The sequence below is a fragment of the Actinoplanes utahensis genome (genome assembly GCF_016862455.1).
GTDB classification, from domain to species: domain Bacteria; phylum Actinomycetota; class Actinomycetes; order Mycobacteriales; family Micromonosporaceae; genus Actinoplanes; species Actinoplanes utahensis.
In genome coordinates this window covers 145,153-160,088 of sequence record NZ_BOMZ01000035.1, presented here as the reverse complement: position 1 = coordinate 160,088, position 14,936 = coordinate 145,153, and the positions used below count along the sequence as shown (strand labels likewise).

General features: G+C 72.0%; 8 protein-coding genes. 5 read left to right on the top strand and 3 right to left on the bottom strand.

Going from position 1 to position 14,936, the window contains the following annotated elements; all coding sequences use genetic code 11:
* Positions 1 to 105: 105 nt before the first annotated feature.
* Entirely contained in the window at positions 106 to 1,401 is a 1,296-nt protein-coding gene (gene mycP / locus Aut01nite_RS12455) for a type VII secretion-associated serine protease mycosin (protein ID WP_052164589.1), read from the bottom strand.
* Between the two features lie 137 nt (positions 1,402 to 1,538).
* Entirely contained in the window at positions 1,539 to 5,477 is a 3,939-nt protein-coding gene (locus tag Aut01nite_RS12450) for a type VII secretion protein EccC (protein WP_043533070.1), read from the bottom strand.
* Positions 5,478 to 5,636: 159 nt separating this feature from the next.
* Here Aut01nite_RS12450 and eccD point away from each other — a divergent pair, with 159 nt between their 5' ends.
* Positions 5,637 to 7,058 (top strand): type VII secretion integral membrane protein EccD, encoded by a 1,422-nt coding sequence (gene eccD / locus Aut01nite_RS12445; protein ID WP_043533071.1) that lies wholly within the window; start codon positions 5,637 to 5,639, stop codon positions 7,056 to 7,058.
* Positions 7,059 to 7,229: 171 nt separating this feature from the next.
* Here the strand turns inward: eccD and Aut01nite_RS12440 are convergent, their stop codons facing one another.
* A complete protein-coding gene (locus Aut01nite_RS12440) occupies positions 7,230 to 7,736 on the bottom strand; it encodes an inorganic diphosphatase (RefSeq protein WP_043533072.1) in 507 nt (168 codons plus the stop codon).
* A 3,054-nt stretch (positions 7,737 to 10,790) separates the two neighbouring features.
* Between Aut01nite_RS12440 and dacB the strand changes: the two genes are divergently transcribed.
* From dacB to hpt, 4 genes are all read left to right on the top strand, one after another.
* The gene (dacB, locus tag Aut01nite_RS43395) at positions 10,791 to 12,203 is read left to right on the top strand and encodes a D-alanyl-D-alanine carboxypeptidase/D-alanyl-D-alanine endopeptidase (RefSeq protein ID WP_373871478.1); all 1,413 of its coding nucleotides are present in this window, start codon (positions 10,791 to 10,793) and stop codon (positions 12,201 to 12,203) included.
* Between the two features lie 60 nt (positions 12,204 to 12,263).
* Positions 12,264 to 13,304 carry an Rv3626c family coenzyme F420 biosynthesis-associated protein gene (locus Aut01nite_RS12430; protein ID WP_043533074.1) on the top strand — a complete coding sequence of 347 codons (1,041 nt, stop codon included), beginning with the start codon at positions 12,264 to 12,266 and terminating at the stop codon, positions 13,302 to 13,304.
* Between the two features lie 2 nt (positions 13,305 to 13,306).
* Positions 13,307 to 14,281, top strand: a complete 975-nt coding sequence (tilS, locus tag Aut01nite_RS12425; protein WP_043533075.1) for a tRNA lysidine(34) synthetase TilS — start codon at positions 13,307 to 13,309, stop codon at positions 14,279 to 14,281.
* A 65-nt stretch (positions 14,282 to 14,346) separates the two neighbouring features.
* Positions 14,347 to 14,922, top strand: a complete 576-nt coding sequence (hpt, locus tag Aut01nite_RS12420) for a hypoxanthine phosphoribosyltransferase (protein ID WP_043533076.1) — start codon at positions 14,347 to 14,349, stop codon at positions 14,920 to 14,922.
* The last annotated feature ends 14 nt before the right edge of the window (positions 14,923 to 14,936 follow it).

Sequence of the window (14,936 nt, the reverse complement as noted above, 5' to 3'; positions counted from 1 at the left end):
CCGGTGGTGGCGTCTCCGGGCGGCTGAAGGGGTCAGCCGGTGGTGGCGTCTCCGGGCGGCTGAAGGGGTCAGCCGGTGGTGGCGTCTCCGGGGCCGCCGAAAGGGTCAGCCGGTGGTGGCGGCGAAGCGCCGGATGGTGATCGCGGCAGCGATCGCCGACAGCAGGAACAGCAGGAACGCCATCCAGCGGGCCATCGGCACCGCGGTCGCCGCGGGTTCCGGCCCGGGCGCGGCCCAGCCGCCGGTGTTGCCGCCCGGCACCTTCGCCGGGACACGGTCCGGCTGCACGCTCTCCGTCGGCGCCGACTGTGCCTGACCGGCGGCCGGCGCGCTGCCGAACCGGGCCACCCCCGGCGGCGGGGTGTTGTCGAGCGGGTTGGTCTCGATGTACGGCACATCCGCGGTGAGAGCCGCGACCGGGTCGATCTGGCCGAAGCCGAACTCGGCGTCCCGGCCCGGCTCGCCCCGGTCCTGCGCGGTCTTGATGATCCGGTTGACCACCTCGCCGGCCGGCATGTCCGGCCACCGGGACCGGATCAGCGCCGCGGTGGCCGACACCATGGGCGCCGCGAAGCTGGTGCCCTGGACCCGCCAGTAACCGTCCGGCCGGGCGCCGACCAGATCGGTCGCGGGCGCGGTCACCACGGTCTCCCGTCCGCGGATGGAGCCGCTCCACAGCCCTTCGCCGTCGCGTTGCATGCCGCCGACCGCGATCACGCCCGGCTCCCGCGCGGGGTACCACACGCCGACCTTCGACGTGGTCGTGGTGGAGGTGCCGGCCGCGTTGCCGGTACAGGCGACCACCACCACGTCCTTGGCGAAGGCGTAGTCGATGGCGGCGGCGAGCGCCGGGCTGGAACCGCTGCCGCCGAGCGACAGGTTCACCACCTTGGCGCCGTGGTCGACGGCCCAGCGCACGCCCTTGGCGACGATCAGGGCGTCGTCGTAGCGGTTCTCCTCGTCGAGCACCCGGATCGGCAGGATCCTGGCTCTGGGGGCGATGCCCACGACCCCGTTCTGGTCGTCGGCGCGACCGGCGATGATCGCGGACACCGTGGTGCCGTGGCCGACCGGGTCGGTGGTGCCGTCACCGTCGCCGCCGACCAGGTCGATGCCGGGGAGCACCTGGCCCTGCAGGTCGACGTGGCTCGCGTCGACCCCGGAGTCGACGACCGCGACCGTGACCCCGGCGCCCTCCGAGTAACCCCAGGCATCCGGCAGGGCGAGCGCTTGGAGATGCCACTGGTCGTTGCGGACCGAATCGCCGCTGAGGCTGATCGGCTCGGCGGGTGCGGCCGCGGCCGCCGTCGCCGGCGTCCCGATGGCGATCATGCCGGCCAGCGCGGCCGCTCCCACGGATGCCGCCCATCGCCGCCGGTCAGGCCCGGTCTGGATGCTCATACTGCTCACGGATGGCGTCGCCATTCTCCAGGCGGATCAGTCGATGCGGTCAGTCGATGGAGGGAGATTACTCCTGCCACCGGCGTGTCGCTGCGGTCTCGAGCCCCTAATCGCACCGGGTGTCTGTTCATTCTCCGCTAATGCTCGAAGGGCGGCTGATGCGCCAACTGGATCATGCGAACTCCCTCACGGCGAGTGACCAGGCGGCCGCGCCCCGGTGGCATCGGGATCGGTTTGACGTTGCCGACGAGCGCCCCCTCGTCCGGTGATCCGGACAGCACCAGACCGGCCGCCGAGTCGTTCTTCAGCTGCTGGAGGATCCCCCGGTACATCGACGAGCTGGCGCCCGCGGTCCGGCGGGTCACGATCAGGTGCAGGCCGATGTCCCGGGCGAAGGTCAGGTACTCCATCAGCGGCTCCAGCGGGTTGGTGGCTCCGCTGGACACCACGTCGTAGTCGTCGACCAGGATGAACAACTCCGGCCCGGACCACCACGAGCGGTCCCGCCGCTGCTGGACCGTGACACTCGGCCCGGGCTTGCGCTCGGCCATGTACGCCGCCACCGACCGCATCAGCTTCTCGGTGTGCCCGTGCTCCATGCCGTACCCGATCCGATGGTCGGACTCGGGCAGGTCGAGCAGGCTGTTCCGGTAGTCGACGAGCATGATCCGGGCCTGATCCGGGCGGAACCGGCTGGTCAGCGTGGTGGCGATGGACCGCAGCAACGACGTCTTGCCGGACTCCAGGTCGCCGTAGACCACCAGGTTCGGCTCGGTGGCGAAGTCGATCTCGACCGGCTTGAGGTCCGCCTCGTTGATGCCGATCGGGATGCGCAGGCCGTGACCGCGCTCGGCGTGCAGATCGGCGTACGGCACCAGCATGGGCAGCAGCCGCACCCGCGGGGCCGGCGCGCCGTCCCAGACCGCCGCGACCGCCTTGACCAGGCCGGCGGTGTCCCCGAGGGTGCTCACCTCGGGCCGGACCGTCAGCAGGTGCAGGCCCTTGTTCCGGTCGGTCGGGTGCTGGACCATGCCACGGCCGGGCTTGCCCTCCGGCACGTCCAGAGCGGCCCGGCGGCCCGCGACCGACTCGCTCGGGTCACCGAGCCGCAGCTCCAGCCGGGAACCGAACAGGTCGCGCACCGCGGCCCGGAAGTCCAGCCAGCGGGAGGTCGCGGCGACCAGATGGATGCCGTACGACAGACCACGGGTGGCCACGTCGGTCAGGATCGGCTCCAGCTCCTCGAACTCCTTGCGCAGCGTCCCCCACCCGTCGACCACGATGAACACGTCACCGAACGGGTCGTTGGCCGGCCGGCGGCTCCGGTACGACGCCATCGAGTCCACACCCAGATCGGCGAACCGGGCCTCCCGCTCGGTGAGCAGGGTGGTGATCTCGCCGACCGTACGCCGAACCCCCGCGGTGTCCAGACGCCCGAACACCCCGCCCACGTGCGGCAGATCCCGCAGCGTGCCGAGCGACCCGCCACCGAAGTCCAGGCAGTAGACCTGCACCTCGGCCGGGGTGTGGGTGAGCGCCAGCCCGCAGATCAGCGTCCGCAGCGCCGTCGACTTGCCGCTCAGCGTGCCGCCGACCACCGCCAGGTGACCGGCCGCCCCGGCCAGGTTCAGCCACATCACGTCCCGCAGCTGCTCCCGCGGCTTGTCGATGATCGCGATCGGCACCTGCAACCGGGCCCGGATCGACGGGTTGGTGAAGGTCAGGCCGCGGCCCGGGACCACGGCGACCGGGCCCACCAGCTCGTCCAGCATCGCCGACTCGTCCAGCGGGGGCAGCCACACCTGGTGCGCCGGCGGGCCCTGCCCGACCAGCTTCTCGATGACCACGTCGGCCAGCTTCGGCCCGTCCTCCTGCTCCGGCGCCGGCTGTGGCTCGGGCGCGGCGACCGGGGCCGCCACGTACCGCGTCGACCAGGCCTGCACCCGGGGACCGTCGTGCCGGGCCGACCCGCGGGAGCGCCCGGCCCGGCGGACCGTCCCGCCCACGTAGGCGGCCTTAAACCGGGACATCGGCTCGGTGCCGAACTTCAGATAGCCGTTACCGGGGGCCTTGGGCAGCTCGTACGCGTCCGGCACACCGAGCACCGCCCGGGACTCCAGCGCCGAGAACGTCCGCAGACCGATCCGGTACGACAGGTGCGTGTCCAGACCCCGCAGCCGGCCGTCCTCGAGCCGCTGGCTGGCCAGCAGCAGGTGCACGCCGAGCGACCGGCCGAGCCGCCCGATCTGCAGGAAGATCTCGATGAAGTCCTGCTTCTCCTTGAGCATCTCGGTGAACTCGTCACAGACGATGAACAGCGTCGGCAGCGGGGCCAGCGGGGCGCCGCCGGCCCGGGCCCGCTCGTAGTCGTACAGGCTGGCGTAGTTGCCCGCCTTGGCCAGCAGCTCCTGCCGCCGCGACATCTCACCCTCGAGCGCGTCGGCCATCCGGTCCACCAGCGGCAGCGCGTTCTCCAGGTTGGTGACCACGGCCGCGGTGTGCGGCAGCTGATCCATCGACGCGAAGGCCGCGCCGCCCTTGAAGTCGATCAGGATGAAGTTGAGCTGCTCCGACGAGTGGGTCGCGGCGAGCGCCAGCACCAGGGTCCGCAGCAGCTCCGACTTACCCGAACCGGTCGCGCCGATGAGCAGGCCGTGCGGGCCCATGCCGTCCTGCGCCGACTCTTTGATGTCCAACTCGACCGGCAGCCCGTCGGAGCTCACCCCGATCGGCACCCGCAGCCGGTCCCGGTCCGGCCGGGCCGGCCAGCCGTGCGTCACCGAGAAGTTCTCCACGTCGCCGATGCCGAGCAGCTCGGGCAGGCCCGCCTCGGTCTGGGTCGGCGTCCCGCTGACCGGGTCGACCGTGGTGGCCAGCCGCAGCGGCGCCAGCCGCCGGGCCACCGCCTCGGCCTCCGCGACGGTCAGGCCGTCGGCCCGGCCCGCCTCGCTCTCGTGATCCATCGTCCAGGTGCCGAGCACCCCGTCCGCCCGCACCTGCAGGACCAGCGTCGACCGGTCCAGCAGCCGGGGTGGGACGGTGTCCAGGTCGAGCACGGTCAGCCCGTCCAGCGCGTCGTCGAGCCGGGTGTTGGCCGGCTCCGCGCCGTCGATGACGACCAGCACGTGCGGGGTGCTGCCGGCGCTCTCACCGGGATGGAACCGGGGCCGGTTGCCCAGCACGTCCTCGAGCATCCGGGCCAGCTCCAGCTCGTCCTCGGCGACCAGCCGGACCGCGCCGAGCGCGTCGGTGCGGGACGGGTGCCGAGCGTGCGGCAGCCACTTGACCCACTCCCAGTGCGCCCGGGCGTCCTGCCCCGCGCAGACCGCGATCACCAGGTCCTCCGGGGCGTGGAAGACCGCCAGCTGGGTCAGCACCGCGCGGACCAGCGCACGCGGCCCCTCCGCGCCGGGCGCCTCACCACGCAGGAAGATCCGGGAGAAGCCGCGCAGCGACATCGCCACCGGCAGATCGGGAACCACCGAATACGCGTCCAGGAACCGGCGCAGGGCGCCCGCGGTCATCGGCTCCAGCTCGTCCAGCGGCCGGGTCACCGGTGGGATCAGCGGGGTGGCGAGCGTCTGCGGGCCGAGGCCGACACGAACCACACCGAAGTCCGGATCGGCCGCGCGCCGCTCCCACACCCGGTGGCTGTCCACGGTGGACCAGAGCCGCTCCGGATCGGGGTGCCGGTAGATCAGGCCGGTCCGCTGCAGCCGCGCCGTCTCCCGGACCCGCTTGCGCAGCGAGGCGAGATGGCGCAGGTACTCCCGGCGGGCGGCCATCATCTCGGCCTTGCGCGGGCCGCCCGAGGCGCCGAACGAGGTCACCAGCATGGCCAGCGAGGAGATCCCGAAAAGACCACCGATCACGTACGAGAAAGCGCCGCGCTGCCCCTGGCCCATCATCATCGCCATGGCCATCGTGCCGCCCAGCATCGGCAGCGCCATCAGCCACTGCTGCCAGCGGCCGGTCACCTGCTCCGGAATCTCCGGCGGCGCCTCCACCACCAACTGGTCGGACGGGATCTCCGGGGCAGGCCGACGGGCTGCCCGCTTGATCACCACGGTGCCCATCCCGCCTCCTGAAAAATGTCCGGCTCGGCAAGCCCCGCGGATCTCGGGACTTCACGACCGGCCCATGCTAGGTAAAGTTCCGTCGATCCCGCAGCCTCGCCCCCGCCGGATGTGGACAACACCCGGGTCCAGGTTGTGGACGGACGGAAGGATTTATTGGTGAGCGTCGGTCTGGCCCGCGTGACTATCAGCGCGCCGCAACGTCGGGTCGACGTGGCCCTGCCCGAACAGGTGCCCCTGGCCGAGTTGCTGCCGGAGGTGCTGCGTTACGCCGGCGAGGGTCTCGCCGACGAGGGCGAGCGCCACGGCGGGTGGGTGCTGCGGCGTGGCGACGGCCTTCTGCTGGCCACCGGCCAGGGCTTACACCCCCAGGGGGTACGCGACGGCGAGGTGCTCCACCTCGTTCCCGCCGGAGAGGCGTGGCCCGAACTCGAATACGACGACGTGGTCGAGGCGATCGCCGAGGGCGCCCGTCGTCGCGGCGGCGTGTGGACCCCCGCCGCCAGCCGTACCGCGACCCTGGCCGCCGCCGCCGTGCCGCTCGCGCTCGGGCTGCCGGCCCTGCTCTCGACCGGCGCGAAAGGCCACTATCCGGGCTTCGCCGGTCTCGCCGTTGCGATCCTTCTCACCCTGGTCGCCACGGTCGCGTCCCGCGCGTTCGGTGACGGCCGCGCCGGTGTCGCCCTCGGCGGCTACGCGCTGCCCTACGCCTTCGCCGGCGGCGCCACCCTGATCACCTCCTACGGCGACGACGGCGTGCTGGCGCCGGTGCGCTGGCTGGGCGGGCCGGAGCTGCTCGCCGGCTCGGTCGCGATCCTGCTGGTCTCGGCGATCGCCGGGGCCGGTGTGGCGGCCGGGGCCCGGATCTTCACCGCCGGCGTCACGGTCGGTCTGCTGGGCGCGGTCGCCGCCGCCACCGGGCTGTTCACCGACGCGGCCGGCGGTGCCGCGGTGCTGATCTCGGTGCTGGTCTGCGGGATCGGGGTGCTGCCGCTGCTCGCGGTGCGGTTCGGGCGGACCCCGCTGCCCCCGGTCAGCCTGCCGCCCGGCACCGACACCCCGTCCAGCGGGGACGCCACCCGCCCGGCCGTCGACGCGGTGCGCAAACTGCCCGAGCGAGCCGCCGTCTTCGCCGCCGTGACCCGTACCGATGAACTGCTCGCCGGCATGCTGCTGGGCTGGGCCGTGCTGGCCGTCGGCGCGTTCGCGGTGCTCGCCACCGACGGCTCGCTGGCGTCCCGAATCCTGATCGCCGTCAGCGGGGCCGCGCTGCTGCTGCGCTCGCGTCTGTTCGTCACCCGCCGCCACCGGGCGCCGGTGCTCGCCGCCGGACTGGCCGGCGGCGCCGCCCTCGGCGCCGACCTGCTCACCGGCGCGGGCGGTGCGCTGCCCGCGGTGATCGCGGGCGCGTTGGTGATCGCCCTGCTCACGGTTCTTGCCGGAGCGCGGTACGCGGACAAGCCGCCCTCGCCCTACCTCGGCCGTGCCGCCGACATCATGGACGCGCTGATCGTCGTCTCGGTCATCCCGGTCGCCTGCGCGGTGACCGGTCTCTACAGCGCCGTCTCGGGCATCGGCTGATCCAGGATCCTGTGACCTATCTCTCCTTCGGGCGAGTCCGCAAACGACCGCACCTGCGAGGCGTGAGCCCCGCAGGTGCGGTCGTCAGCGGTTCGCTTTTCGGTTCGCTCTCGGTCTCGCTGCCGGCTTCGCCTCGGCTTCGATCCGCCTCGGTCTCGCCAGAACGTGCGCTCAGTGCTCGTGCTCTCCCTCGGCCTGCGCGGCCTCTTCACGCTTGAACGAGGCACGGATCTCGGCCTCCGCCTCGATCCGGCCGGTCCAGGTCGCGCCCTCGACCGACTTGCCCGGCTCCAGGTCCTTGTAGACCTGGAAGAAGTGCTGGATCTCCAGCCGGTCGAACTCGCCCAGGTGGTGGATGTCGCGCAGGTGCTCCTGGCGCGGGTCCTCGAACGGCACGCAGATGACCTTGTCGTCGCGGCCCTTCTCGTCGGTCATCCGGTACATGCCGATCGCGCGGGCGCGAACCAGACAGCCGGGGAAGGTCGGCTCCTGAATCAGCACCAGGGCGTCCAGCGGGTCGCCGTCCTGGCCCAGGGTGCCCTCGATGAAGCCGTAGTCCGCGGGATACTGTGTCGCGGTGAAGAGGGTCCGGTCCAGCCGGATACGTCCGGTCTTGTGGTCCACCTCGTACTTGTTGCGCTGCCCCTTGGGGATCTCAACCAGAACGTCGAAATCCATTATTCGCTCCCCTTTTGCTTGCCCGCTGGAATAGACCGGTCCGCCGGGCAGGGAAGTGGGGCTTGGAAGCAGGGCCCGCAGGATCCGCGCGCGACGGTGTGCCGGATGTCGCTAGTCTCCCCTAAGTCTGACGCCACGGGCGAGGAGGGGCGTGTGACGAGGCAAGATTCACATGACGGTCCGAAGGAACACGGCGTGTCGAGTTCGCAACCCGGCACGGAAAAGGGTAAGTCGGCCATGCAGTCGTCGGCCGCATCTTCCGCGTACCCTCACAATCCGGTCATCCCGGAATCCGCACCCCCGGGTGACCCGCGGCTGCCGTTCCCCTGGCAGGCGGACGATCCCGCATCTCCACCGTCGGGCGTCCCCTCCGGTGGATCGCCCCAACCCACGTCCGCGTCTTCACCGGCGCAGCCGAGCGCGAGGACGGTCGAGCCCAACCCGGATTCCAGCCCGGCCCCGCCGTCGGTCGGCCAGCCCTCCGCCGGCCGCCCCATTCCGGCATCGGCCCCACCTGCCTCGGTGCCCCCGGCGGCTTCGCAGGGATCTCAGCCCTCGCCTTCCACGCCTCCCACCCGGCCGGACAGCTTGGCGACCGCGCCCTCTCCGGTCGGCCCCAAGCGCGGGGGCATGCCGGTCACCGGTGGCAGGCCGGTCACGCCGACAGCCCAGGGACAGGCCGCTTCGACCACAGGCAAACCCTCGGTGCCCGGAAACGATCAATCGGGAGCGAGCCGTCCGTCCACGTCGCCGGGCCAGCCGATCACGCCGCGATTCGCCCCCGCTCCGCCCGAAGCTTCCGGACAGGCGCCGCCCGCCGGCCCCACCCTGCCAGGTTCCTCCGCTGGGCAGAGCCGTCCGGTGCCGCCGACGCCCTCAGGCGCCCCGCGGACTGCTGGAGCCGGTCAGGACCCGGGTTCTCAGCAGTTCGGACCTGGCCAGGCATCCGTCCCGCCCGAATCCGGACCGGGTGCCGGCCGAGCTGTGCCGACGTCCGGAGAGGTCGTGCAGACCTCCGCTCCTGGAAAGGGAGACGGCTCTCGTGGGCCGAGCGCTGCCGGGCCGAACGCCGCACAGCCGAAAAATCCGCAGGTGACAGCTCCGAACCAGGGCAGCGCCTCGTCGTCTGCCTCCGGCCAATCGGCCCCGCGTCCGCCGGCTCCACGCCAGGCCCCGGCTTCCGGCCAGCCGGCTGGGGAGGCTCCTGCCGCCGGGCAACCGAGTACGCAGGTTCCAACTACCGGACGACAGGGTGGGCAGGCTCCTGCTGCCGGCCAACCGAGTACGCAGATTCCCACTACCGGACGACAGGATGGGCAGGTTCCGATCGGCGGGCAGCAGAATGTGCAAGCTCATGCGGCTGGGCAGGCCGGGGGGCGTGCCGCTGTTCCGCAGCAGAGCGGAGCGCATGCGCCCGTTCCAGGCCGGCCTGAAACGCATCTTCCCGATCAGGGGCATGCGGCTGTTCCAGAGCAGCAGCCTGTTGTCGGGCGGTCGGCTCCGCCGAGGCAGAACGCCGGTGTGGGGCGCGTGAGCATGCCGGGCGCAGACGAGCAAGCCACGTCGATTGCTGTGGGCGATTCCGGCGAAACGAAGTCATCGGGCCGTACCACCGCGCAGCCGGAACCGTTCCCGGGCCATGCCGGTGGACGACCCGCGGAAGCACCTCGATTCGGTGTTCCGGCTTCGGACCAGACGCTGCCGACTTTCGCTGGTCCCTCCGGCGGCCCCGGAGCGGCAGTTCGCGCCGATGTTCCGGCCGGTGACTACCCGCCGAGCGGTCCGGGACCGATCGGGAACTGGCCGGGAACGCATCTCGGCCAGCCCTCCGCGCGCGGTTCTCAACCGGCTGGGCCTTCCGACCCGACCGGCGTACCGATGGCTGCTTCCGACGCGGCTCGTCCTTCCGACAGCGGTGATGCATCCGACGCGGCTCGTCCTTCCGATGCCGGTCGCCCGGCCGGTGGCGGCCCCAGCGCTGATCCGAGTCGATCGGCAGACCCGGACCGCACTGCCAACTTGGGGGTGGTGTCCGGCCGCTCGCCTGATGCCGGGGCGGACCCCGATCGAACGGCCAACTTCGGCACTGTTCAACGCCGTGCGGCCGACCGTGGCGCGGACCGGGGTCACCAGGGCGACGCGGGAGCGGACCCTGACCGCACCACGAACTTCGGGGCGGTACCCGATCGCCCGGCTGGCGCCGGGGCGGCGCCAGCTCGTTCGGCTGATGCCGGGGTGGGCCCGGATCGAACGGCCGATTTCGGGACCGTTCCCCACCGTGCGGCCGATCGCGGCACGGACCCAGGCCGCCAAGGCAGCACGGGAGCGGACCCTGATCGCACCGCGAACTTCGGGGCGGGTCCCGACCGGACGGCCAACCTCGGGGCTCTCTCGGACCGGGCTGGTGGTTTCGGGGCGCCTGCGGGAACCGTGAGCGGCACCGCTGGGTCGGCCGGGGTTCCTGTCGCCGGTTCGGCGTCGGGTGGGGGGCGCCCTGCTGATCGAGGACAGGCCGCGAGCAGTGGCGGTGGTTCCGGGGCGGCTGCCGGCCGTACCCCCGATCAGAACCCTGCCGCCAACCTGGACCGGACCGCAGACCTCGGCCGCGCGGCCGACCCGGACCGGACGGCCGTTCTGGGGAAGTCCGCGAGCGGCCGCCCGCCCGGAAGACCGTCGGCGGGCAGCAACTCAGCCGGAGGACCGGCTACGGGTAGTGCGTCGGTCGGTGGGTCGGCTACGGGTAGTGCGTCGGTCGGCGGCTCGGCTACGGGTATCGCGTCGGCGGGGAAGGCTGCGCTGGGACCGCTGGGGATGGCCAGGGCTGGACAGCTGGGCGGGCCCGGAGCTGTACAGACGGGTTCGGAGCCGAGGGACGGCGGCTCGTCGGGACGGGCGTCGGTGCCGGTCGGCGCCGCGCGCGCGGCGGTTCCGCAGGCGCCTCCGGCGGCTCCGGTGGCGCGGCCCGGGACTGCCGAACCTCCGGTGGAGGTGGGAACGCGTCGGAAGACCCGTACCAAGGTGGTCTCCGCAGTCGTGGTCTTGATCTTGTTGGCGATGGTCGCGGTGGTGGGCGTCGTGGTCCGCCCGGGACCGGTCGACGGCTGGCTGGACGCGCTGAGCGGGAAACCCGACGCGACGCCGACACCTGCCGCGACCACGCCGGAGCCGACCCCGACGCCGGTTCTGGCGGCCGCGGGATCGGATGGTTCCGCGCCTGACCCGGCGACCGTCAAGAAGGCACTGGATCCGCTGGTGGGCGCGGCCGCGCTCGGCACGACGGTGCACATCCAGGTGGTCGACGTGGCAAGCGACACGGTTCTCTACGAGCGCAACGCCGACAGGATGAACACCCCGGCCTCGACGACGAAGGTGCTGACCGCGGCGACCGTGCTGGCCGCCCGTGGCCCGGCGCACCGGTTGGAGACGCGGGTGGTGGCCGGCAGCAGGCCGGGCGAGGTGGTGATCATCGGCGGTGGTGACGCCTCGCTGGCGGTGGAGGAGGACGACAAGGACCTCTTCCCGGGCGCGGCCCGCCTGGACGATCTGGCGGCGCAGGTGAAGAAGGCGCTGGGCGGTACCAAGGCGACCCGGGTGGTCGTCGACACCTCGCTGTTCAAGGGGCCGGAGACGGCGAACGGCTGGAGCGCCTGGGACGTCTCGCCGGGTGGGCAGGTGGCCCGGATCCAGTCGCTGATGACGAACGCGGGCCGGGTCGAGCCGGTGCACAACGAGTTCGGCGGGGATCCGCGGTACTCGGATCCGGCGCTGTCGGCCGGGAAGCTGTTCGCCGAGATGATCGGCGTGTCCGGTACCGCGGTGAGGAAGGGCACGGCCCCGGCCGCCGGGAACGCCGCGACCCCGGCCGCGTCGGCGCCCGCGGGGACGGCGTGGACACCGGGTGCGGAGCTCGGCAAGGTGCAGTCGCCGCCGCTGGTGCAGATCGTCGACTGGATGCTGCAGCAGAGCGACAACGTGCTGGCTGAGGCGCTGGCGCGGCAGGTGGCGCTGGCGGCCGGCCAGGAGGCGAGTTTCGCCGGTGCGGCCGCGGCGATGAACGCCAAGCTGACCGAGTTGGGCCTGCCCGGCGACCAGGCCCGGCTGAACGACGCCAGCGGGCTCTCCAACCGGAACGGCATCACCCCGGATCTGCTGGTCGAGACGTTGAAGCTGGCGGCCGGCGGTCAGCACCCGGAGCTCAGCAACATCTTCAATGGGCTGCCGGTGGCGGGCTGGTCGGGGACCCTGGAGACACGGTTCGCGACGCCGAGCGCCAACGAGACCGCGCAGGGCATCGTCCGGGCCAAGACCGGCTCGCTGAGCGGGGTGAACACGCTGGCCGGGGTGCTGGTCACCAAGGAGCGGCAGGTGCTCGCCTTCGCGATCATGGCGAAGGGCGGGGCGGACTCGATCACCGCCCGGCAGGCCCTGGACAAGATCGCTGCTCGGCTGGTGGCCTGCGGCTGCTGAGCCCGCACTCCGGGGTTTCACCTGAGTGTGGGCTGGAGCCGCGCGGGTACGGTGGGCTGCATGGCGCAGTTCGTTGACTGGGATCTGGCCGCCGCGACCGCGGGCGCGCTGTCGAAATCGGGGCCCGCGGTGACCTACGAGGAGGCCACCCAGGTGGTCTCCGAGTTGCGGGCGCTGACCGATGAGGCGGCCGGGCACGTGGCCGCCTACACCGGCTTGAGTTCGCAGGTGGAGGTGCCACCGGTCCGTGTCGTCGACCGCCGCGACTGGGCGAAGGTGAACATCGCCGGTCTGCAGCGCGTCATCGGCCCGCTGGTGTCCCGGCTCTCCGGTGACAAGGAGCCGAGCCCGTGGGCCGACGCGATCGGCTCCCGGGTGACCGGGGTGCAGGCCGGCACGGTGCTGGCTTATCTCTCCGGCCGTGTCCTGGGGCAGTACGAGGTGTTCTCCAGCGAGCCCGGACAGCTGCTGCTGAACGCGCCGAACATCGTCGAGGTCGAGCGCAAGATCGATGCCGACCCGCGGGATTTCCGGCTCTGGGTCTGCCTGCACGAGGTGACCCACCGCACCCAGTTCACCGCCGTCCCCTGGATGCGCGGCTATTTCCTCGGTGAGGTGCAGGCGTTCGTCGACGCCTCGCAGGGTGGGGAGCACGTTCTGGAGCGGCTGCGCCGCGGGGTGGCGACGCTGTCCGACGCTCTGCGTGACGAGGAGAGCCGCGTCTCGGTGCTGGACATCGTGCAGACGCCCGCCCAGCGTGCCGTGCTGGACCGGCTGACCGCCCTGATGACCCTGCTCGAGGGGCACGCCGAGTTCGTGATGGACGGGGTCGGCCCCGAGGTGATCCCGTCGGTCGAGTCGATCCGGGCCAAGTTCAACCGGCGCCGCGAGGGCGGTAACCCGCTGGAGAAGGCGGTGCGCCGGGTTCTCGGCATCGAGGTCAAGATGCGGCAGTACGCGGAGGGCCGCAAGTTCGTCCACGGCGTGCACGAGCGGGTCGGCATGGACGGCTTCAACAAGATCTTCGAGTCTCCGCTGACCCTGCCGCGCCTGGACGAGCTCGGTGACCCGGACGCCTGGGTGACGAGGGTGCACCACTGACCATGGCCAAGATCCCGCCGCCGGTGGCGGCAGTGCGCATGGCGGTGCGCCGGGGTCTGGCCGATCTGCCCGAGGACGCCCTGGTGCTGGTGGCGTGTTCGGGCGGGGCTGACTCGCTGGCACTGGCCTCCGCGGCCCGGTTCTCCGGCCGCCGGGTGGGGCTGGTCACCGTCGACCACGGTCTGCAGGAGGGTTCCGAGCGGCGTGCCCGTTCGGTGGCCGCGTGGGCCCGGGATGCCGGGTTCGACCCGGTCCGCATCGAGACGGTCTCGGTCGCCGGGCTGCCCGGTGGTCCCGAGGCGGCCGCCCGCACGGCCCGTTACGCGGCTCTCGCCTCGGCTGCCACGGAGCTCGGGGCGTCCGCGGTGGTGCTCGGCCACACCCGGGACGATCAGGCGGAGACGGTGCTGCTGGCGCTGGCCCGTGGCGGCGGCCCGCGCGGGCTGTCCGGGATGCCGTGGCGGCGTGGGATGTTCCGCCGGCCGCTGCTGGACGTGGCCCGGGCCGACACCCGTAAGGCGTGTGCCGCGCTGGGCCTGGCGCCCTGGGAGGATCCGCACAACACCGATCCGGCGTACGCCCGATCCCGCGTCCGTGCCTCGGTCCTGCCGGTGCTCGTCGACGCGCTCGGCACCGGTGTTCTGGCCAACCTGTCCCGCACGGCCACGCTGGTGGCCGCCGACAACGCGGCCCTGGACGAGTTGTCCGCCGCCGCCCTGGAGTCGGTCCGTTCGGCGGCCGGGCTGTCGGTGCCGGCGCTGGCCGGGCTGTTGCCGGCGATCCGCAGCCGGGTGCTGCACCGTTGGGCGCGTGAGCTGGGCGCTCCGGGCGGCGCTCTGGCCTTCGGGCATGTGACAACGCTGGAGGCCCTGGTGTCCGGTTGGCGGGGTCAGGGGCCGGCTCATCTGCCGGGTGGGATCCTGGTGGCCCGCCGATCGGATGACCTCGTACGAGTGGATCCGGCCTTTATCAGTTGAGCTTTCCGGTTCGGAATCCGGCCCCGTTCGCCGAACGGTAACTTCCATGCGGCAGGCTTAGTGCCATGGCTGATGGCTCTTGGTACGACGCCGACATCGACCACGTGATCATCTCGGAGCAACAGATCCGGGACAAGATCGACGAACTTGCCAAGCAGGTGTCCGCGGACCACGCTGACGCCGAGGACGGCATCCTCTTGGTCTGTGTGCTGAAGGGCGCGGTCATGTTCATGGCCGATTTCGCCCGTTCGCTGGGCCGGCACGGTCCCTCGACCGAGATGGAGTTCATGGCCGTCTCGTCGTACGGGCAGGGGACGACCTCCTCGGGCGTGGTGCGGATCCTGAAGGATCTGGACCGGGACATCGCCGGCCGGCACGTGCTCGTCGTCGAGGACATCGTGGATTCCGGACTGACCCTCTCCTGGCTGATGAAGTACCTGGAGTCGCGGGGGCCCGCGAGCGTCGAGGTGGTGGCGCTGTTCCGCAAGCCGGACGCGGTCAAGGTGCAGGTTCCGGTGCGTTACGTGGGCTTCGACATCCCGAACGAGTTCGTGGTCGGTTACGGCCTGGACTTCGCCGAGCGGTACCGGGAAGTGCCGTACGTCGGTGTTCTCAAGCCTGAGGTGTACGCCCGTAGCTGAACCGCTTTCTCAGC

Excerpts from the sequence above, each read along its gene's own strand:
- mycP (WP_052164589.1), bottom strand. The coding sequence starts at position 1,401 with ATGAGCATCCAGACCGGGCCTGACCGGCGGCGATGGGCGGCATCCGTG.
- Aut01nite_RS12450 (WP_043533070.1), bottom strand. The coding sequence starts at position 5,477 with ATGGGCACCGTGGTGATCAAGCGGGCAGCCCGTCGGCCTGCCCCGGAG.
- Aut01nite_RS12440 (WP_043533072.1), bottom strand. The coding sequence starts at position 7,736 with ATGGATTTCGACGTTCTGGTTGAGATCCCCAAGGGGCAGCGCAACAAG.
- dacB (WP_373871478.1), top strand. The coding sequence starts at position 10,791 with ATGGTCGCGGTGGTGGGCGTCGTGGTCCGCCCGGGACCGGTCGACGGC.
- Aut01nite_RS12430 (WP_043533074.1), top strand. The coding sequence starts at position 12,264 with ATGGCGCAGTTCGTTGACTGGGATCTGGCCGCCGCGACCGCGGGCGCG.
- tilS (WP_043533075.1), top strand. The coding sequence starts at position 13,307 with ATGGCCAAGATCCCGCCGCCGGTGGCGGCAGTGCGCATGGCGGTGCGC.
- hpt (WP_043533076.1), top strand. The coding sequence starts at position 14,347 with ATGGCTGATGGCTCTTGGTACGACGCCGACATCGACCACGTGATCATC.